The following is a 19,772-nucleotide window of genomic DNA, read 5'->3' as shown; positions in this document are numbered from 1 at the left end:
TCGGCAAGGGCGCGTCCGCTGTCAACCGGGAGATCGTGACCGCGTCGTGACCAGGTGCCCAGCCCTGTTGTGAACGTTGCTGGGGGCGGCTGCCCCCAGACCCCCGCTATCGGCCTGAACGGCCTCGTCCTCAAACGCCGGGCGGGCTGGATTGCGCCGACCGGTGCGATGGAAGTGACGCCGTGTCGGTCGAGTTACAGGAGTGACGGGACCTCGGTCGCCGAGACCTCCCGTGCCGCCCGCTCCACCGCGCTGGCCAGCAGGGCCAGGTCCGTCGGCCCGTTGCCCAACTCCCGTACCTGGCGGCGGGCCGGGGGGTCGCCCATCCGGTGCCACTCCAACGGCACGACCGTCGGCCGCAGGGTCGCCGTCCGCGGGATACGTCCGGTGACCCGGCCGCCCTGGAACGGCACCGCCCGGCCGTCCGCCCAGGTCAACCGGCCGCGCCCCGGCGCCGGTTCGTCCGGCCCGGCCGTCACCGCGTCCAGCGTCACCCGCAGCGTCGCCCGCCGCGCCGGCTCCGACTCCGCCGTACGGCCCCCGACGGCCGCGGCGGCCACCAGGTGTACGCCGAGCCGCTCGCCCTCGCGCGCCACGGCCTCCAGCGCCCTTATCACCGAGCCCGCCGCGGGCCGGCCCAGCGAGCCCAGGGCGGGGGAGACCAGGGCGTCCAGGTCGTCCACGACCACGACCAGCCGGGGCAGCGGCGGCACGGCCTCGGCCTGTCGCCGGCCCGCGCCCGGCCGCAGCCGCAGCGTGGAACTGGACGGTGTGTCCAGATCCCCGTTCGCCTCGCTCGCCCCCGCGGTGGCGGCGCGCTGCGCGACCATCCGGCCCGACAGCGCGCGCCCGGTGTGCCACTCGGTGAAGTCGGACCGCCCGAGCAGCTCGGCCCGCCGCTTCAGCTCGGCGCTGAGCGACTGGGCGAACTCCCGCATGCGGACCGGGTCGTTGGCGGTGAGGTGGGTGGTGACATGCGGTATGTCGGTGCACGCCCGCAGCCCGTCGCCGTGCGCGCCGACGCCGTCCCGGCCGTCGACCAGGACGACGCCCAGCCGGTCCGGCCGCTCGGCCGCTGCGAGCGACGCCACGACGGCCCTCAGCAACTCCGTACGGCCGCTGCCAGGCGGTCCCTCGATCAGCAGATGCGGGCCGTCAGCGCCGAGATCCGCGCAGACCGGGCCACGCGGCCCGGCCCCGAGCACGGCGCACGCCCGCCCGCCGAGCGCCTTCGCGTCATCGCCCGCGTCGGCCCACCGCGCCATCAGCGACGCCGGTGTGGCCCGCGCCAGCCCCAACTCGTCCAACAGCCGCGCCACCTGCGGCAACGGCACGGACACCCGGGCCTGCCGCCCCCCGACCCCACCCTCGGTCCGCAACGGAGCGAGCGCCCGTGCGAACCGCTCCGCCCAGGCCAACGACACGGCGTCCACGGCGGCGACGGTGCCGTGGCCTATGGGGCCGTGGCCTTCGAGGGCTTGGGCTCCGGTGCTGGGTGCGGCGGGGTCGTGGGTGGTGGGGGCGGTGTAACGCTCCTGGCCCCCGACCGTGCCGTCATCCACCGGCTCCTCGCTCATCCCGCCCTGCTCGGCGATGACCCCGCCGCGCGCGACTCGCAACAGCCGCAGCGCCGTGGCCACATCGCCGCTCAGCAGCGCGACCGCACCGCACTCCCGGAACGTCGGCGACACCGTGCACGCCGCCTCGTACGTGTCCGTCACCGGCGACGCGGGCGACGCCGCGGCCGTCTCGGCGAGGCATACGACGTGTATCCCGGCCCGGGGCCCCTCCAGTGCCAGCCGCGCCACGGCGTCCCGCAGATCGGCGCCCCCGGGATCGCCGTCCACGACGACCACGGTGTACGGCCCCGCGAACCCGTCCGCCCCGTCACCCGGTACGTCGTCCCGCGCCCAGGAGGGCCGCCGTACCGCACGTTGAGCCGGAGGCTCACCGCCCGACCCAGCGGCCGCCGTCCCCCGACCACCCCCTCCAGCCAAAGCCGCAGCCCGACCCTCCGCCCCCGGCTCCGCCGCCATGTCGTCCAGGCGGCGGAGCAGTTCCTCCGTGCGGGCCGTCGCCTGTTCGCGGTCGTAGGCGAGCAGGAGGCGGCAGTCCTGGCCGTGCCCGGGGCGGACGTGGGGGAGCCAGCCCAGCCAGGACCACTCGGCGGTGCGTTCCTCCAGGGGGCGGGTGCGGTCGGCGCTGAGGAGGACCACTTCCAGGGACTCGGGGGAGTGCAGCGCGGCGAGTTGGGCGAGGACCGCGCGGGCCAGTCCGGCGAGCCGCTCACGCGGGCCGGCGAGGCCCAGCGCGCCGACCTCGCGCAGGTCGGCGGTCACCGGTACGGCGGGCAGCAGCCCGGAGCCGTCGGGCGCCGCGCGGTCGGCGGTGCCCAGTCGTACCGTGAGTGCCTCGGCGTGGCTGAGGGCGCGCTCCCACAGCCGGGGGCCGGGGCCCAGGGCGGTCAGCAGCAGGGAGGCCGGGTCCGGCCAGATCTCCGGCAGGCGGGGGCCGCCCGCCACCGGAAGGCGCTCGGCGGAAGTGGGGGGCAGGTCGTCGTCGTAGGCATCGGGCCGGCCCGTCCCCTGCTCCGCGCGTCCGCCGGTCAGTCGTCGTGCCCACGCCGTGAGCCCGCCGCGCCTGCGCAAGCCCTGCGGCACGTCGGTGCCGCGCAGCGGGGTGCCCTTGCGGTTGCCGCCGGTCCCGGCGTCCGTGGTGTCCGTGTGGCCGAGCGCTCCCACTCCCAGGCCCGCGCCGTGGGTGTCGCCTCCGCGCGGTACGGCGGGTGATGTCCGAGAGCCGCCGTGGTCTTCGATCCGCGGCGCCCCGCCCTGGACCGGCACGATGGGCGGCTCGACCGGACCGTGTTCCGAGCGCGGAGCGGTGTCGTCGCCGCCGTCCGCCACGCGTGCGTGCGGCACCGCCGCGGGGAGGTCGGCGTCGCTTCCGGCGGGGACGCGTACATACCCCTCCCCGTCCGGCTCCGTCCGCACCCGCGCCCCCGGACCCCCGGCCGGAGTCAGCCGCAGGGCCGACTCGCCGATCCGCAGCAGCGCGCCCGGCGTGAAGCGCACCGCGCGGGTGGTGAGGCGGGTGCCGTCCAGCGTGGTGCCGTTGGTGGAGCCGAGGTCGGCGACCGAGACACGGCCGTCCGCGGCGACCGTGACCGCGCAGTGCAGCCGGGACACGTCCGGGTCGTCGAGCGGCACATCGGCGTCGGCGGAGCGGCCGATGCGGATCTCGCCGCCGTGCAGGAGATGCACCCCGCCCGCGTCCGGGCCCGCCACCACATGGAGCTGGGTCGGGGCGTCGTCCAGCTCGGGGTGGGGCTCCGGTGCCGCAGGTGCGCCGAGGGACAGCACCGCGCCGTCTATCAGCGGGGGCTCGCCGAGGGTGCTGCGCCGGTCGTCGAGGCGCTCCACGCCCGCGTACAGCGCGACGGGGCCGTCGGTGCCGGACACCGCGGAGGCGAGCGCCGACGCCACCACGGCCAGGGCTGTGCCCGCGGGCGCCGTGACCAGCACGTCGCAGCTCGCGGCGCGGCCACGCGCCGGGGCAGGCGGAGCCAGCGGGTCTACGACGGTCAGCCGGATCTGCATCGGCGTCAGCGGTCCCTTCTGCGCGGGCGCGGACCAGGGCCCGTCTGATGGATCTCCCCACCCCGCACGAGCACTTCGGCCAGTACTCCCCGCATCCTCGCACCTGCCACTGACAACGCGCCCCCCGCCCGAAGGCAAGTGATCTTGATTGGTCGGCTCTGCCCGCAAAAGTGCCGGACAAGTGCCCTGTCGGCGATCACTTGAGATCGCTCACGTCCGCTTGCGGCAACCACGAGACAGAGCCGAGCGTCTTTCCTTCGAACATGTACGGGAAGCCGTACGTAAGACGCACAGAACGGCGACAGGCCGGTGCCCGGTGACACGGCACTACAGTGGGTCGGAACGTAGACAAGCAGCAGGGAGCGCGACGTGCGGCCGGTAGGCAGCAAGTACTTCCTCGAGGAGCCGCTGGGTCGTGGCGCCACGGGGACCGTGTGGCGGGCCCGCCAGCGGGAGACCGCCGGTGCCGAGGCGGCCGTGCCGGGGCAGCCCGGCGAGACCGTCGCGATCAAGGTCCTCAAGGAGGAGCTCGCCAGCGACGCGGACATCGTCATGCGCTTCCTGCGCGAGCGGTCCGTCCTGCTGCGGCTGACCCACCCGAATATCGTCCGGGTCCGTGACCTGGTCGTCGAGGGCGAGCTGCTGGCCCTGGTCATGGACCTCGTCGAGGGCCCCGACCTGCACCGCTACCTGCGCGAGAACGGCCCCTTCACCCCCGTCGCCGCAGCCCTGCTCACCGCGCAGATCGCCGACGCGCTGGCCGCGAGCCACGCCGACGGCGTCGTCCATCGCGACCTGAAGCCCGCCAACGTCCTGCTCCAGCAGAACGGCGGCCAGATGCACCCCCTGCTGACCGACTTCGGCATCGCCCGCCTCGCCGACTCCCCGGGCCTGACCCGCACCCATGAGTTCGTCGGCACGCCCGCGTACGTCGCGCCCGAGTCCGCCGAGGGCCGCCCGCAGACGTCCGCCGTCGACATCTACGGCGCCGGGATCCTGCTGTACGAGCTGGTCACCGGGCGTCCCCCGTTCGGCGGCGGCTCCGCCCTGGAGGTTCTCCACCAGCACCTCAGCGCCGAGCCGCGCCGCCCGTCCACGGTCCCCGACCCGCTGTGGACCGTCATAGAACGCTGTCTGCGCAAGAACCCCGACGACCGGCCCAGCGCCGAGAACCTCGCCCGCGGACTGCGCGTCGTCGCCGAGGGCATCGGCGTCCACTCGAACTCCGCGCAGATCGCCGCCGCAGAGGGCGTCGGCGCGCTGCTCGCCCCGGACCCGGCCCCGGCCACCGTGCCCGGCTCGGCCGACCCGACCCAGGTGCTGCCGCACGGCGCGGGCTCGTTCGACCCGAACGCCGCGACCAACGTCATGCCGCACACCGGCGCCCCCGGCGCGGCCGACCCCACGGCCGTACTGCCGCACACCGGCGGCCCCGGCGCGGCCGATCCGACGGCCGTCATGCCGCCGATGCCCCAGGGCCAGCCCGGCGGCGGCCCCGGCCCCGAGGACCCGCACCCCTGGCAGAACCAGCTGCGCGCGGCCCGGGACCGCAACGAACAGACGCAGGTCCAGTACCTCGACCCCAACCAGGACCCGCTGCGCCGCCGCCCCCAGCGCCAGGTGGCCCGCCCGCAGCAGCAGCCCCAGCAGCAGCGCCCGCCGCAGGGCCCGCCGCCTGGCCGCCCGCCCCAGGGCTACGGCCATCCGCAGCAGCACCAGCCGCAGCCGTACGCCCCACCGCGCCAGCCGCAGCAGCAGCCGCAGCGGTACGCCCCGCCGCCCGCGCCGGAGCCGCAGCGTCCGCAGCGCGAGCCGCGTCAGCGCAGCGCCAACCCGATGCGGATCCCCGGCCTCGGCTGCCTCAAGGGCTGTCTGTTCACGATCATCATCCTGTTCGTCGCGGGCTGGCTCGTCTGGGAGCTGAGCCCGCTGCAGGAGTGGATCGGCACCGGCAAGGGCTACTGGGAGCAGCTCAGCGACTGGGTCAGCACCGTGACCGGGTGGATCGGCGACCTGGGCGGCGGTTCCGGCGGAGGCTCGGGCACCAACTGACCGGCGTCGGCCAGTTTGGTTATTTGTCGACACCTGGCGGGTGATTTCCGCCTCGGCAGTGAAGGTTGGCTCTTCGGACGCGTAGTTTTAGCGACAACACGCGGCAGTAGGAGCAGTCTTGGCACGGAAGATCGGCAGCCGGTACACCGCCAACCAGATCCTGGGGCGGGGCAGCGCCGGCACGGTGTGGCTGGGCGAGGGTCCCGAGGGGCCCGTCGCCATCAAGCTGCTGCGCGAGGATCTCGCGTCCGACCAGGAGCTCGTCGGACGCTTCGTCCAGGAGCGCACGGCGCTGCTCGGCCTGGAGCACCCGCACGTGGTCTCCGTACGCGACCTCGTCGTCGACGGCAACGACCTCGCGCTCGTCATGGACCTGGTCCGCGGCACCGACCTGCGCACCCGCCTCGACCGCGACCGGCGGCTGGCCCCGGAGGCGGCGGTCGCGATCGTCGCGGACATCGCGGACGGGCTCGCGGCGGCGCACGCGGCGGGCGTCGTGCACCGGGACGTCAAACCGGAGAACGTCCTGCTGGACATGCAGGGCCCCCTGGGCCCCGGCGGCTCGCACCCCGCCCTGCTGACCGACTTCGGTGTGGCGAAACTCATCGACTCGCCCCGCCGCACCCGCGCGACGAAGATCATCGGCACCCCCGACTACCTGGCCCCGGAGATCGTCGAGGGCCTGCCGCCCCGCGCCGCCGTCGACATCTACGCCCTCGCCACCGTCCTGTACGAGCTGCTGGCAGGCTTCACCCCCTTCGGCGGCGGCCACCCCGGCGCGGTCCTGCGCCGCCATGTCACCGAGACGGTGGCCCCGCTGCCCGGCATCCCCGACGAACTGTGGCAGCTGATCGTGCAGTGCCTGGCCAAGGCACCGGCCTCACGGCTGCGCGCCTCGGAGCTCGGCGCGCGCCTGCGGGAGCTGCTGCCGCTGATCGCCGGGATGCCACCGCTGGACGTGGACGAGCCGGAGGCGGAGTCGGCGGAGGACGAGGCCCCGGCCGCCGAGGAGGCGGCACCGGCGGGGGAGCGGGCACGCCGAAGGGGCGCGGTCCCCCTCGTGCCCGGCGCCAAGCCGGCCGACTCCAACCGCGACACACATACGTCGATGAGGGTGCCCGGTCCCGATGAGCTGGCCGGCGGCGCGCGAGGTACGGCACGGGTGCCGAGGGCGACGGGAGCGCCCCGGCCGGGCTCCGCCCGCCACCGCGCGGTGACAAGGCGTCGGCGCATCGTGCTGGGCACGGCCGCCGCGCTGCTGGTGGCGGCGGCCGGAGTGGGCACCTGGCTGGCGACATCGGAGGACGACACGGGCGCGACCCCTCAGGACACGAACAACTCGGCCCCGTCGACCCCCTGAGCCCCACCCCGGCGGACCCACTGGTGGCCCCGGCGCTCCTGAGCCCCTCCCCAGCAGACCCACTGGTGACCCGGGTCCCCCGCAGGCGGCGGTCACCCGGCTCTGCCCGCCTGGCGGAGCCGTTACGCTGGAGGCGTGGCAGTCGTCGATGTATCCGAAGAGCTCAAGTCCCTCTCCTCGACCATGGAGTCGATCGAGGCCGTTCTGGACCTCGACAAGCTGAGGGCAGACATCGCCGTGCTCGAGGAGCAGGCGGCCGCGCCGTCCCTGTGGGACAACCCGGACGAGGCGCAGAAGATCACCAGCAAGCTCTCCCACCTCCAGGCGGAGGTGCGGAAGGCCGAGGCCCTCCGCGGTCGTATCGACGACCTCGGCGTTCTCTTCGAGATGGCCGAGGAGGAGGACGACCCGGACACCCGTGCCGAGGCCGAGTCCGAGCTCGCCGCCGTCAAGAAGGCACTGGACGAGATGGAGGTCCGCACGCTGCTCAGCGGTGAGTACGACGCCCGTGAGGCGCTCGTCAACATCCGCGCGGAGGCGGGCGGCGTCGACGCCGCCGACTTCGCCGAGAAGCTCCAGCGGATGTATCTGCGCTGGGCGGAGCAGAAGGGCTACAAGACCGAGGTCTACGAGACGTCGTACGCCGAAGAGGCCGGCATCAAGTCGACCACCTTCGCCGTGCAGGTGCCGTACGCCTACGGCACCCTCTCGGTCGAGCAGGGCACCCACCGCCTCGTGCGCATCTCGCCCTTCGACAACCAGGGCCGCCGCCAGACGTCCTTCGCGGGCGTCGAGGTGCTGCCCGTGGTCGAGCAGACCGACCACATCGAGATCGACGAGTCCGAGCTGCGGGTCGACGTCTACCGGTCCTCCGGTCCCGGCGGCCAGGGCGTGAACACCACCGACTCCGCGGTGCGGCTCACCCACATCCCCACCGGCATCGTCGTCTCCTGCCAGAACGAGCGGTCGCAGATCCAGAACAAGGCCACCGCGATGAACGTCCTCCAGGCGAAGCTGCTCGAGCGCCGCCGCCAGGAGGAGCAGGCCAAGATGGACGCCCTCAAGGGCGACGGCGGCAACTCCTGGGGCAACCAGATGCGGTCGTACGTGCTGCACCCGTACCAGATGGTCAAGGATCTGCGGACCGAGTTCGAGGTCGGTAACCCCGAGGCCGTTTTCAACGGTGAGATCGAGGGTTTCCTGGAGGCCGGAATTCGCTGGCGCAAGCAGCAGGAGAAGTAGCCGACGACGTTGCTTTGTCGACAAGGCAACTGCCGCCACCTCGGCGGCAGTTGCCTTTTCTGTGCCTGCATGTCTGGGTTTTACATCACACTCACAGCTTCCAACCCCCATCAAAGAGCCCGCATTTGGACATCCCGCTCGGATCGGCCTTGACGTGCTCTTGAAAAATGGGAAGGGTAAAGCGTGGCATGCGTATCTCTGGGGCGCATGTGAACCGGGGGGCTCATGTTCTGCTACCCCGTTGATCACGGCCCTGCCCCTGAGTGCAGCCTCATTGACGATTCGGCTACTGGGGGTAGCAACCAGATGACTAAGAAGACGCGGATCCGCATCGCGCGCCTCGCGGCCGGCGCCGTGATCGCCGCCGGTGCCTCGCTCACGGCTGCGGGTGCCGCTTCTGCCGCGGAGGCCGAGGACGACTGCCTGCTCGGCATCCTGTGCGTGGGCGAGGACCCGACCGAGCCGCCGGCTCCCACGGACCCGCCGACCGACATTCCCACGGACATCCCGACGGACATCCCGACCGAGGAGCCCACGGACCCGACGGAGCCCACCGAGGAGCCGACCGAGCCGCAGGAGCCCACCGAGGACCCGACCACCGAGCCGACCGACCCGGGCAACGGGAACGGCAATGGCAACGGAAACGGGAATGGCAACGGGAACGGTAACGGCAACAACAACACCGACCCCGACGGCGGCACCTCCACCCAGGAGGAGGGCTCCAGCGGCCTCGGCGACACCGGTGCGGACGACAACACCGGCACGGGCACGGGTGCGGGCGCCAACAACGCCGCCCAGGGCGGCGGCGACGAGCTCGCCGAGACCGGTGCCGGTCAGACCGCGTTCCTGCTGATCGGTGCCGCCACGATGATCGCCGGTGGCATCGGCTTCCGCGTCCTGCCGCGTCTCGCGGGTGGTCGCAGCGGTGCAGCTGCCTGACGGTAGCCCGTCGTGCACGCCGTGTGACTGACGTCGTACGGTCGAGGGGCCCGGAGCGTGCTTCGCTCCGGGCCCCTCGTCATGTCCGCGTGCGGTGGAGCGAATGCCTCTTACGCTGTCTGGTGCGCCAGCAGCGCGACCGCCGCGATCAGCACTGCCAGCAGGGCGATCAGCGTCATCGGGTTCAGACCCGCGAACAAGTTCTCCTGCTGCAGCCGCTCACGGTTCGCCCGGCACACGGGGCAGCGGCCCTCACTCACGGGCGCGGCACAGTTCGCGCACACCAGCCGGTCGTACGTCATGCGCCACCCTCCTTGCGAGTCCCTCCGGGGGTTCAACGGGTTCGGCCCGTGGAACGTTCCCCCTTCTACAATGCCAGGTTCCTCCGTGTGCGGCTCGGGCGCCTGCGGAGTGGTGGGTTCCATTGTCTCGCGGCTGCGGGCCGTGTGTGGCTGGGAGGGCGTCACCTGACCGGCACAAAAACGCACAAGCTCTACGCAACCCCTTCCGGCGACTGCGCCCCCACCCCTGGTTCGCGTATGGTCACGCTCATCTACCCCCGGCTACCCGTGGTGCATCCGTGATCCGATTCGACAACGTCTCCAAGGTCTACCCCAAGCAGACCCGCCCCGCACTCAGGGATGTGTCCCTGGAAGTGGAGAAGGGCGAGTTCGTGTTCCTCGTGGGGTCCTCCGGCTCCGGAAAGTCCACCTTCCTGCGGCTGATCCTCCGCGAGGAGCGGGCCAGCCATGGACAGGTGCACATTCTGGGCAAGGACCTCGCGCGCCTCTCCAACTGGAAGGTCCCGCAGATGCGGCGCCAGCTGGGGACGGTGTTCCAGGACTTCCGGCTGCTGCCGAACAAGACGGTCGGCGAGAACGTCGCCTTCGCCCAGGAGGTCATCGGCAAGTCGCGCGGCGAGATCCGCAAGTCCGTGCCGCAGGTGCTCGACCTCGTCGGGCTCGGCGGCAAGGAGGACCGGATGCCCGGCGAGCTGTCGGGTGGTGAGCAGCAGCGGGTGGCCATCGCCCGCGCCTTCGTGAACCGTCCGAAGCTGCTCATCTGCGACGAGCCCACCGGCAACCTCGACCCGCAGACCTCCGTCGGCATCATGAAGCTGCTCGACCGGATCAACCGGACGGGCACGACGGTCGTGATGGCCACGCACGATCAGAACATCGTGGACCAGATGCGCAAGCGCGTCATCGAGCTGGAGAAGGGCCGCCTCGTCCGCGACCAGGCACGCGGCGTCTACGGCTACCAGCACTGACCGCCGACACGCTCCACGGAAAGGCTTAACCAGACGCCATGCGCGCCCAGTTCGTACTCTCCGAGATCGGTGTCGGTCTCCGCCGCAATCTGACGATGACGTTCGCCGTCATCGTCTCCGTAGCCCTGTCGCTCGCCCTGTTCGGCGGGTCGCTCCTGATGAGCGACCAGGTCAACACGATGAAGGGCTACTGGTACGACAAGGTCAACGTCTCCGTCTTCCTCTGCAACAAGAGCGACGCCGAGTCCGACCCCAACTGCGCCAAGGGTGCGGTCACCGACGACCAGAAGAAGGAGATCCTCGGCGACCTGGACAAGATGACGGTCGTCGAGAAGGTGACGTACGAGTCGCAGGACCAGGCGTACAAGCACTACAAGGAGCAGTTCGGCGACTCCCCGCTGGCCGCCTCCCTGACGCCGGACCAGATGCAGGAGTCGTACCGGATCAAGCTGAAGGACCCGGAGAAGTACCAGGTCATCGCGACCGCCTTCGACGGGCGTGACGGTGTGCAGTCCGTGCAGGACCAGAAGGGCATCCTGGACAACCTGTTCGGGCTGCTGAACGGCATGAACTGGGCCGCGCGGGCGGTGATGGCGCTGATGCTGGTCGTCGCGCTGATGCTGATCGTCAACACCGTGCGGGTCTCGGCGTTCAGCCGGCGGCGTGAGACCGGCATCATGCGGCTGGTCGGCGCCTCCGGCTTCTACATCCAGGCGCCGTTCATCATGGAGGCCGCGGTCGCCGGGCTCATCGGCGGCACGGTCGCCTGTGGCTTCCTGGTGGTCGCCCGGTACTTCATCATCGACCACGGCCTGGCCCTGTCGGAGAAACTGAATCTGATCAACTTCATCGGCTGGGACGCGGTGTTGACGAAGCTGCCGCTCATCCTCGCGACAAGCCTGCTGATGCCGGCGTTGGCGGCGTTCTTCGCGCTGCGCAAGTACCTGAAGGTGTGACCAACGCCAAGGGGGCCGTACGGGCAAGGCACCGTACGGCCCCTTCGCGTTGTCCTAGACTCACCGGCATGTCAGGTCGTGACCTGTTCTGTCAGCCCCGCCGCTTCGGCCGCGGGGCCGCCCTGACATTGGTCTTCGCGAGCGTGCTCGTCGCCGGTGCCGCGACCGGCTCGCTGCCCGGCCCTGACCGGAAATCCCCGGCCGACGAGGCCCGTTCGGCCGTACCCGCGGGGCGGCCCGAGGACGTCGCCGAGGCCGCCGCCGAGGCCATGGCCGCCGGCGAGTCCCCCATGGAGGCCGCCGAACGCGCGGTCAGCCGCAGCGGCGACCGCTGGGGCGCCGTCTACTCCCAGGGCGAGTACGAGGAGTTCGAGGAGGCCCTGGACGGCGCGTACACCGGCGTCGGGCTGTGGGCCCGGCGTGAGCGGGACGGCCGTATCGAGGTGTCGAAGGTGCGGCCCGGATCGCCCGCGGCCACCGCAGGGATCCGCGCGGGAGACCGGCTGCGCAGCGTCGACGGCGCCGAGGTCGACGGGCGTCCGGTGACCGAGGTCGTCGCCTTACTCAGGGGCGACACGCTGGACACGCCGGCCGGTACGAGCGTGCGGCTGGGCGTGGAACGGGGCACGCGCGCGTGGGACCTCACACTGCGGCGCGCCCGGATGTCCATCGACCCGGTCACCGTTCGGTCGCTCGCCGGCGGCATCACCGTCATCCGGATCGCGTCCTTCACCAAGGGCGCGGGCGACGAGGTCCGAGCCGCCGTACGCAAGGCCCCGGCCGCCACCGGCATCGTCCTCGACCTGCGGGGCAACTCCGGCGGTCTGGTCACCGAGGCCGTCACCGCCGCCTCCGCCTTCCTCGACGGCGGCCTCGTCGCCACCTACGACGTCGACGGCGCCCAGCGCGCCCTGCACGCCGAACCCGGCGGCGACACCGGCCGGCCGCTCGTCGCGGTCGTCGACGGCGGCACCATGAGCGCCGCCGAACTGCTCACCGGCGCCCTCCAGGACCGCGGTCGCGCGGTCGTCGTGGGCACCCGCACCTTCGGCAAGGGTTCGGTACAGATGCCGAGCCGGCTGCCCGACGGCTCCGTCGCCGAGCTGACCGTCGGCCACTACCGCACCCCCTCCGGGCGGACCGTCGACGGCCGGGGCATCACCCCCGACCTGGAGGCCGACCGCGGTGTGCTGGGGCGGGCCGAGACGGTCCTGAGCGGCCTCGGCGAGTCGTAGACCGAGTAGTGGACCGACCTAGTAAATCGGCTTTCCCCGCACCCCCTCCGTAGTGCGAAAATGGACGGCACTATGAGCAAGGGAATGTACGTACCGAAGGAGTCCCAGCCCAAGCAGGGCGGGACGGCCGCGAAGGCCAGGGAAGGCGAGAAGGGCGGCAAGCGCAAGATCGTCGCCCAGAACAAGAAGGCCCGGCACGACTACGCGATCATCGACACCTATGAGGCGGGCCTCGTCCTCATGGGCACCGAGGTCAAGTCGCTGCGCGAGGGCCGGACGTCGCTGACCGACGGCTTCGTCCAGATCGACCGGGGCGAGGCGTGGCTGCACAACGCCCACATCCCGGAGTATCACCAGGGCAGCTGGACCAACCACTCCGCGCGCCGCAAGCGCAAGCTGCTCCTGCACCGCGAGGAGATCGACAAGCTGGAGGCCAAGTCCCAGGAGACGGGCCACACCATCGTGCCGCTCGCCCTGTACTTCAAGGACGGCCGCGCGAAGGCCGAGATCGCCCTCGCACGAGGCAAGAAGGAGTACGACAAGCGTCAGACCCTGCGCGAGAAGCAGGACCGGCGGGAGTCGGACCGCGCGATCGCGGCGGCGAAGCGGCGGCAGCGGGGCGTGTAGGAGGCCGCCGGGAATTGGCTGGCATCGTCGTGCGTTGGTCACGTACGATGGACCTGCACCTCACAGAGGGTGCGCCCTCCTCCGGTCTCCGGAGGGATTGAAAAAACAACATGGGGATGATCGGTTTCGACAGCGGCTGTCGAAGCAGGGGAAGCGTGTCGAGGAAGCGGCAATGATCTCGTAAACCATATGTCGCAAAAAATAATCGCCAATACCAAGCGCGATTCCTTCGCCCTCGCTGCCTAAGTAGCGACTTGCGAAGTGTCAGCCCGGGGCTGTTCCCGACCCGGATCCTGGCATCAGCTAGGGAACTAAACCTTGATCCCGGTCACGGGGTGAAGAGGGAAATCTAACAGTGACTGGGCCCGTCGGCGACTTGTTCGCGTGATCGCCGGGGCCGAGAAAATCACAGCGAACTGCACACGGAGAAGCCCTGATTCCGCACCGTTGGACGCGGGTTCGATTCCCGCCATCTCCACTCATCCCATGTGGACAAAGGCCTCACTGCTCTAGGGCAGCGGGGCCTTTGTCATGCCGGTAGCGCGAAGGACGGGGGACGATGGCACAGCCGGAGGAGCAGGACGAGCCGTACTACGTGATGTACGACGCGGACTTCGGGCTCAGCGGCCTCGCCGGGAGGGCGGGGGGCGAGCTGCTGCCGTTGCCCGAGGGCGAGGTCGAGGGGGACGAGCAGCTCGGCGAGGATGCCCGGAGCCTGCTGGAGTCCGACCTGACGGACGAGGTGATCCGGACCCTGTGGCTGGCCGCCGACCGGGGAAGGTTCGATCCGACGGCTCGGGGGACGACCATAAGGTCCTGGCTGCGTGCCTGGTCAGAGGCGTATCCGCCGCCCGCGCCGAAGCGCCCGCGGGCTGCCACGAAGTATGTGAGCGTCATCAAGCCGCCGAATGGCCCTCGCGCGCCGGCGAAGGGGGCGATGCGGGACGCCGTACTCGCCGAGATCGGGGCGGTCGAGGCGGACCTGGTGCGTGCGGTCCCCGTGCCCGGTACGGTCGCGGCGCTGCGGTCGGCCGTTGTCGAGGCCGATGAGGAGCTCGGCTTCCGGCTGCTGCTGCGGATCCTGAAGGCGCACTCCGTGACGGTGGCCAAGGGGCGCTACGACAGGTTTGTCGAGCTGAGCGACCCGTTCGGGTACCCCTTCGCGGTCATCCGCGACGACCTGCGGGTCGACTGGCCGCCCATCGACATCACCCGCCGTGACAGTTCCTGGAACTTCGGGTTCTCAGAACTCGTCTCGCGGTTCTCCGGGGAATGGTTCGAATACACGGCACGGGAGGTCGTCCGTGACACGGCCCGGTACGACGACGTCCTGCAGCCGCCGGGCACCGCGGCCGCCGTTCTGCTGGCGGACGTCACGCGGCTGCACGCCTCCGAGCTGTCCGATGACGCGCTCACCGCGCTCTGGCTGGCCGGGTCCGACGGCGGCTTCAGGATCGACCGCTACAGCATTGACGTACGGCGATGGCTGGAGCAGATCGCCGATGTCTGCCGGGAGCGGCTGCGGGATGTGGCGCCGGACCACCATCCCGCTCCGGCGCCCGTCCGTGCGGACCTGGCGGATGAGGTGCTGCGTGAACTCCGGGAAATCGCACCCGAGTTGGTGACCAGGGAGGTGCAGCCGCACTGGCACCCCATACCCGGCGCCGTGGTGGCGCGGGCGCTGGAGCAGGTCGTCACCCAGGTGGATCCCGACCTCGGCTTCCGGATGTTCCTGCGCGCCTTGGTCGCGCTGGGGATGTTCCTCACCAGAGCGAGGCTCGCCCGCTACAAGGCGCTCGGTGAGCGGTTCGGCTACGGAGAGTTCCATGTCACCGAGGTCGACCATCGCGTCCAGAGTGACGAGTGATCTGTGACACTGCTGTGACCGGAGGTGTGGGTTCCGCCACAGCCTGTGGGAGCGCTCCCTGGTGAGGTGGGCGGATGTCTACCGCCTCCCGCACGGCTCCGGCCGTCATCGCCGGTGTTCTGTTGCTTGCCGCATGTGGTTCCGAGAGCGCCTCGCCGGGCGGTGACAACGGGCGGGTCCGGGCCGAGAAGCTGTGCCCCTCGCAGTACTCGCAGTACGGCGGGCAGCAGGCGGCCACCGAACCGGCCGCGAGTCCATCCGGTACGCCGAGATCGGTGCCCGTGCCCTCCGCCGACAGTGAGCCCGACGACGGGGTGAAGATCACCGGGCTGTACGCCTGGGGAGCGGGGAGCGGCTGTGAGGGTGTCGACTACAGCGCCGATTTCGAGGTCACCAATCGGCTGGCCGAGGCCGCGAATTACACGGTGACCCTCGGTTTCCGCCCGGGGTCGGGAGCCGCGTCCGTGAATGGGGAGGGCATCGTCGAGGCGGTAGAACCGGGGCGGACCGTCAAGGGCACCGTCACCATGAGGGAGGCGAGCGTCCAGACGAGCGACGTGACGGGCGTCGAGGTGGTCAAGGTGCGCAGCGTGCCCACCGCCGAGTTCTCGACGGCCTCGGGGCCGTGCCCCAAGTCCGGGGTGCATCTGTACGCCGACCAGGGGGACGCCGCCATGGGCCTGCGCGTCGTCGGTCTGCATCTCGTCAACTGCGGTACCGGGACGTATCGGCTCGACGGTTACCCGAAGCTGGAACTCCACGACGAGGACCACGACCCCGTGAAGGGCGTGAAGATCCTTGAGGGAACCGGTGCGATCAGTACCGGGCTCGGCGGGAGCGACAGCCCGCAGCCGGTCGTCCTGCGTCCGGGCGAGGCCGCGGCGACCACGCTGGCGTGGCGCAACACCACCGAACTCGGCGTCGGCGACCCGGTGAACGCACCGTACGTCCGCGTGTGGCCCGAGCCGGACGCCCGCCCCGTCATGGTGATACCGGACCTCGACCTCGGCACCACGGGCAAGCTCGGCGTCGGACCGTGGCGCAAGGACGAGACGGCCCCCGCCGCCACCCGGCAGCCGTGATCACGCTCCTCGCCCTCCTCGCCTGCGCGCTCGCCCTGTATCTGCTCGCCCAGCCGCGCATCCCCCGCGGCATCAAGGTCCTCGTCCTCACCGCGCCCCCGGTGGCCGCGGTGATCTGGCTCCTGGAGGCGGTGCTCGACGAGTCGTCCGCCGCCGTGGCCGTCGCCGCGGTGTTCGTGGTCGTACTGCTCGCCCTGATCGGACTCCTCGGCCACCCCCGGCTGCCGCTCTGGTCGAAGATGACGGTGTTCGCCACGGTCCCGGCGACGGCGCTCGCCTGGCTGCTGGTCGTCACGGCGGACGACGCCCTCAAGGACCCCGGCGAGGACCCGTGCTCCATGTACTACGGCGGTGTCGGCGTCTCCAAGGCGTTTCCTCCGCAGGCGTACTGCCGCTACGACAGCGGCGGCACCCATGACCTGGCGACGGGCGCCCAGTTCGTGTTCTGGGTCTGCTTCGTCACCAGCGTGCTGCTGCTCTCGATCGGCCTGTGGCAGGTCGCGCGGGACCCGAGGGCGCTCGTGCGGCAGTTCCGCACCCTGCCGCAGGGCCCACCCCCATGACGGCCGTGTCCGTTGTGGTGTCCCACCCCATATCGACGGACCGTTCACGCTTCTACGGTCCCTCCGCATGACACAGACCAGAGCCGCAAGCCGCCGTCCCACCCCCCTCGCCCTGGCGACCCTCCTCATCGCCCTGATCGCCGCCTTCCTCACCCCCGGCCGGGCCACCGCCGCCTCCCTCCAGGAGGTCACCGGCTTCGGGACCAACCCCGGTGCCCTGCGCATGTTCCGCTACGTCCCCGACGGCCTGCCCACCGGCCGGCCCGTGGTCGTCGCCCTGCACGGCTGCACCCAGAACGCCTCCGGCTATGGCACCGGCAGCGGATGGCTCCAACTCGCCGACCGCTGGGGCTTCTCGGTCGTCCTGCCGCAGCAGCAGACCGCCAACAACGCATCCTCCTGCTTCAACTGGTTCCAGAGCGGCGATATCGCGCGCGGCCAGGGCGAGGCCGCGTCCGTCGCCCAGATGGTCGACCGGCAGCTCGCCGATGTCTCCGGCGACGGGTCGCGCGTGTATGTCACCGGGCTGTCCGCCGGGGGCGGCATGACGGCCGTGATGATGGCGGCGTACCCGGAGCGGTTCGCGTCCGGCGGGATCGTGGCCGGGCTGCCGTACGGATGCGCGCAGGCCGCCGGGTCGCCGTACGTCTGCATGTACGTCGGGGCCACTCAGACCCCGAAGCAGTGGGGCGACCGCGTACGCGCCGCCCACCCCGGCCCCTGGCCCACGCTGATCGCCTTCCAGGGCACGGCCGACTACACCGTGAAGCCCGTCAACATGACCGACCTCATGCGCCAGTGGACCGATGTGCACGGCACCGACCAGACGGCCGACGTGAGCGACACGGTCGCCGGGTATCCGCACCAGGTCTTCCGGGACGCGGCAGGGCGCGCGGTCGTGGAGACGTACAGCGTCACCGGCATGGGGCACGGGCAGCCCGTCGACCCGGGGAGCGGGAGCGAGCAGTGCGGGACCGCCGGGGCGTACGTCCTGGATGTGAACCTGTGTGCCGCGTACCGGATGGGGCGGGCGTGGGGGCTGGGCTGAGCCGAGGTGCCCTTTCGCCGCACTGAAGTGTCCGGGATGCTGCTGACGCATGAGCAGACCCGTGAGCAAGTCCGGGAGATGCCTCAACTCCCGTAGCAGACCATGGATCTGGGCCCTCGCAGTCGCGCTCGTCGCCGCTGTCCTCGGGCCCGGCGCACAGGCCGGTGCGGACTCCGACCGCACCGGCCTGCCGGAGGCCGTCGACACCATCCTGGGCGATGCGCGGATGGACGGCGGCGTGGCGAGCGTCGTCATCGCGGACGCGGGCACCGGTGAGCCGCTGTACCAGCGCCTTCCGTCGACCCGTCTGATGCCCGCCTCCAACACCAAGCTCGCCACCTCGGCCGCCGCGATGGAGATCCTCGGCCCCGACCACCGGTTCCGCACCGATGTGGCGACCAACGGGCAGCAGTACGGCAGCGTGCTCCGCGGCGACCTGTATCTGCGGGGCACCGGCGACCCCACCCTCCTCGCCGCCGACTACGACGGGCTCGCCGCACGCCTCGCCGCGTCGGGGATCAGACGGGTGACCGGGCGGCTGATCGCCGACGACACCCGCTTCGACGACCGGCGCCTCGGCCGTTCCTGGGCCGCCGACGACGAGTCCTCCTACTACTCGGCGCAGATCAGCGCGCTGAGCGTTGCGCCGGACACCGACTACGACACCGGCACCGTGATCGTGACGGTCCGGCCGGGGGCGTCGGCGGGGGACCGGCCCTCCGTGACCGTCACACCCGACACCGACTACGTCGACCTCGACGTGACCGCCACGACCGTCGCCGCCGGCGGGCCCGACGACCTCGCCGTCGAGCGCGAGCACGGCACCAACACGATCGTCGTCAGCGGTACGACCCCGGTCGGCGGCGCCGGTGCCAAGGAATGGACCACGGTGTGGGAGCCCACCGGATACGCCGCCGCGGTCTTCCGGAGCGCGCTCGCGAAGCGTGGGGTGAAGGTGACGGGACCGACCCGCACAGGACACCGGACCCCCTCCTCCGCACGCACGCTGGCCTCGCACGACTCCATGCCGCTGAAGGACCTGCTGGTCCCGTTCATGAAGCTCTCCAACAACATGCACGCCGAGATCCTCACCAAGGCCATGGGCGTCAAGGTCGCGGGGAAGGGGAGCTGGGACGCCGGGCTCGCGGCGATCGGCGGCTACCTCAAGGGCATCGGCGTCGACACCGCCCAGCTGCGACAGGTCGACGGCTCCGGGCTCTCGCGGATGGACAACTTCCCGGCCGCACAGCTCGTCCGACTCCTCCTCGCCGTGCGCTCCGAGCCCTGGTACGCCGACTGGTACCGGTCCCTGCCGGTCGCCTGCGACCCGGACCGCTTCGTCGGGGGCACGTTGCGGTCACGGATGTGCGGGACGCCTGCCGCGCTCAACGCCCGTGCGAAGACAGGGTCGTTGACGGGGGCGTCGGCTCTGTCCGGGTACGTCACGGACGCCGAGGGCCGTGAACTGGTCTACGGCATCGTCCTCAACAACTACCCCGCGTCTTCGGTGAAGCCGCTGGAGGACGCGATCGTCGTGATGCTGGCCAAGTCGACTGCGGAGGGGGCGGGTCCGGTGTCGGTGCGTGGGGGTGAAGGTGGGGCGCGCGGTGACGTCGAGTGCTCCTGGCGCAAGCCTGCACGCTGCTGATTACGTACAGCGAGTGATCCAGCACCGGTAGTATCTGATGCTGTGACGCACCCTCTTGGGTGCGTCCTCCCTTCATTCCGGGCCCCGTCCCCTCGGGGCCCGGCCCGACGAGTGCGCGTCCCGGGACCCTGACTGACCGCCTCACGTCGAAGGGAGGACGCCCCAGCATGGGCGGTCACGAGGAGCAGGAACTGACTCTCGTCATGCGGCTGATCCGGCTTCTGCCGGAGCGGGTCGCGAGGCACGCGAGGAGGTGGCTGCTCTGGTGGCTTACGAGGTAGCCG

15 protein-coding genes and 1 other RNA gene are annotated in these 19,772 nt (G+C 71.4%); 14 read left to right on the top strand and 2 right to left on the bottom strand.

What is annotated here, in order from left to right:
- Window positions 1–194 precede the first annotated feature (194 nt).
- The gene (locus IE325_RS37435; RefSeq protein WP_190074623.1) at window positions 195–3,599 is read right to left on the bottom strand and encodes an FHA domain-containing protein; all 3,405 of its coding nucleotides are present in this window, start codon (window positions 3,597–3,599) and stop codon (window positions 195–197) included.
- A gap of 369 nt (window positions 3,600–3,968) precedes the next feature.
- Here IE325_RS37435 and IE325_RS37430 point away from each other — a divergent pair, with 369 nt between their 5' ends.
- From IE325_RS37430 to IE325_RS37415, 4 genes are all read left to right on the top strand, one after another.
- Window positions 3,969–5,651 (top strand): serine/threonine-protein kinase, encoded by a 1,683-nt coding sequence (locus IE325_RS37430; RefSeq protein ID WP_190074622.1) that lies wholly within the window; start codon window positions 3,969–3,971, stop codon window positions 5,649–5,651.
- Between the two features lie 118 nt (window positions 5,652–5,769).
- On the top strand, window positions 5,770–7,011 hold the full coding sequence (locus IE325_RS37425; RefSeq protein ID WP_190074621.1) for a serine/threonine-protein kinase: 1,242 nt from the start codon (window positions 5,770–5,772) through the stop codon (window positions 7,009–7,011).
- 135 nt (window positions 7,012–7,146) lie between these two features.
- Window positions 7,147–8,253: a peptide chain release factor 2 gene (prfB, locus tag IE325_RS37420; RefSeq protein WP_190074620.1), complete on the top strand. Its 1,107-nt coding sequence runs from the start codon at window positions 7,147–7,149 to the stop codon at window positions 8,251–8,253.
- A gap of 306 nt (window positions 8,254–8,559) precedes the next feature.
- Window positions 8,560–9,192, top strand: a complete 633-nt coding sequence (locus tag IE325_RS37415) for a hypothetical protein (RefSeq protein ID WP_190074619.1) — start codon at window positions 8,560–8,562, stop codon at window positions 9,190–9,192.
- A 110-nt stretch (window positions 9,193–9,302) separates the two neighbouring features.
- Here IE325_RS37415 and IE325_RS37410 read toward each other — a convergent pair whose 3' ends face one another.
- Window positions 9,303–9,494, bottom strand: coding sequence for a hypothetical protein (locus IE325_RS37410; protein ID WP_190074618.1), 192 nt, complete (start codon window positions 9,492–9,494; stop codon window positions 9,303–9,305).
- Window positions 9,495–9,772: 278 nt separating this feature from the next.
- Between IE325_RS37410 and ftsE the strand changes: the two genes are divergently transcribed.
- The 10 genes from ftsE (at window position 9,773) to dacB (ending at window position 19,488) form a co-directional block, all read left to right on the top strand.
- Window positions 9,773–10,462 carry a cell division ATP-binding protein FtsE gene (gene ftsE / locus IE325_RS37405; RefSeq protein WP_030952755.1) on the top strand — a complete coding sequence of 230 codons (690 nt, stop codon included), beginning with the start codon at window positions 9,773–9,775 and terminating at the stop codon, window positions 10,460–10,462.
- Window positions 10,463–10,500: 38 nt separating this feature from the next.
- Complete coding sequence (gene ftsX, locus IE325_RS37400; RefSeq protein WP_190074617.1) at window positions 10,501–11,418, top strand: permease-like cell division protein FtsX; 918 nt, start codon at window positions 10,501–10,503, stop codon at window positions 11,416–11,418.
- Window positions 11,419–11,486: 68 nt separating this feature from the next.
- On the top strand, window positions 11,487–12,653 hold the full coding sequence (locus IE325_RS37395) for a S41 family peptidase (RefSeq protein ID WP_190074616.1): 1,167 nt from the start codon (window positions 11,487–11,489) through the stop codon (window positions 12,651–12,653).
- An 84-nt stretch (window positions 12,654–12,737) separates the two neighbouring features.
- Window positions 12,738–13,280, top strand: coding sequence for an SsrA-binding protein SmpB (gene smpB, locus IE325_RS37390; RefSeq protein ID WP_190074659.1), 543 nt, complete (start codon window positions 12,738–12,740; stop codon window positions 13,278–13,280).
- A 112-nt stretch (window positions 13,281–13,392) separates the two neighbouring features.
- Window positions 13,393–13,761: a transfer-messenger RNA gene (gene ssrA, locus IE325_RS37385) on the top strand.
- 78 nt (window positions 13,762–13,839) lie between these two features.
- On the top strand, window positions 13,840–15,147 hold the full coding sequence (locus IE325_RS37380; protein ID WP_190074615.1) for a hypothetical protein: 1,308 nt from the start codon (window positions 13,840–13,842) through the stop codon (window positions 15,145–15,147).
- A gap of 74 nt (window positions 15,148–15,221) precedes the next feature.
- The gene (locus IE325_RS37375) at window positions 15,222–16,229 is read left to right on the top strand and encodes a DUF4232 domain-containing protein (RefSeq protein WP_190074614.1); all 1,008 of its coding nucleotides are present in this window, start codon (window positions 15,222–15,224) and stop codon (window positions 16,227–16,229) included.
- Window positions 16,226–16,792 (top strand): hypothetical protein, encoded by a 567-nt coding sequence (locus IE325_RS37370; RefSeq protein WP_190074613.1) that lies wholly within the window; start codon window positions 16,226–16,228, stop codon window positions 16,790–16,792. Before IE325_RS37375 ends, IE325_RS37370 begins: the two co-directional genes overlap by 4 nt.
- 67 nt (window positions 16,793–16,859) lie before the next feature.
- Window positions 16,860–17,840: an extracellular catalytic domain type 1 short-chain-length polyhydroxyalkanoate depolymerase gene (locus IE325_RS37365; protein ID WP_190074612.1), complete on the top strand. Its 981-nt coding sequence runs from the start codon at window positions 16,860–16,862 to the stop codon at window positions 17,838–17,840.
- A 49-nt stretch (window positions 17,841–17,889) separates the two neighbouring features.
- Window positions 17,890–19,488 (top strand): D-alanyl-D-alanine carboxypeptidase/D-alanyl-D-alanine endopeptidase, encoded by a 1,599-nt coding sequence (dacB, locus tag IE325_RS37360; protein ID WP_190074611.1) that lies wholly within the window; start codon window positions 17,890–17,892, stop codon window positions 19,486–19,488.
- Window positions 19,489–19,772 lie beyond the last annotated feature (284 nt).

Origin of the sequence: Streptomyces lanatus, assembly GCF_014655715.1 — a bacterium.
Classification (GTDB): domain Bacteria; phylum Actinomycetota; class Actinomycetes; order Streptomycetales; family Streptomycetaceae; genus Streptomyces; species Streptomyces lanatus.
Note: the sequence above shows the minus strand (reverse complement) of the source record. Positions and strands in the feature narration are given on the sequence as shown.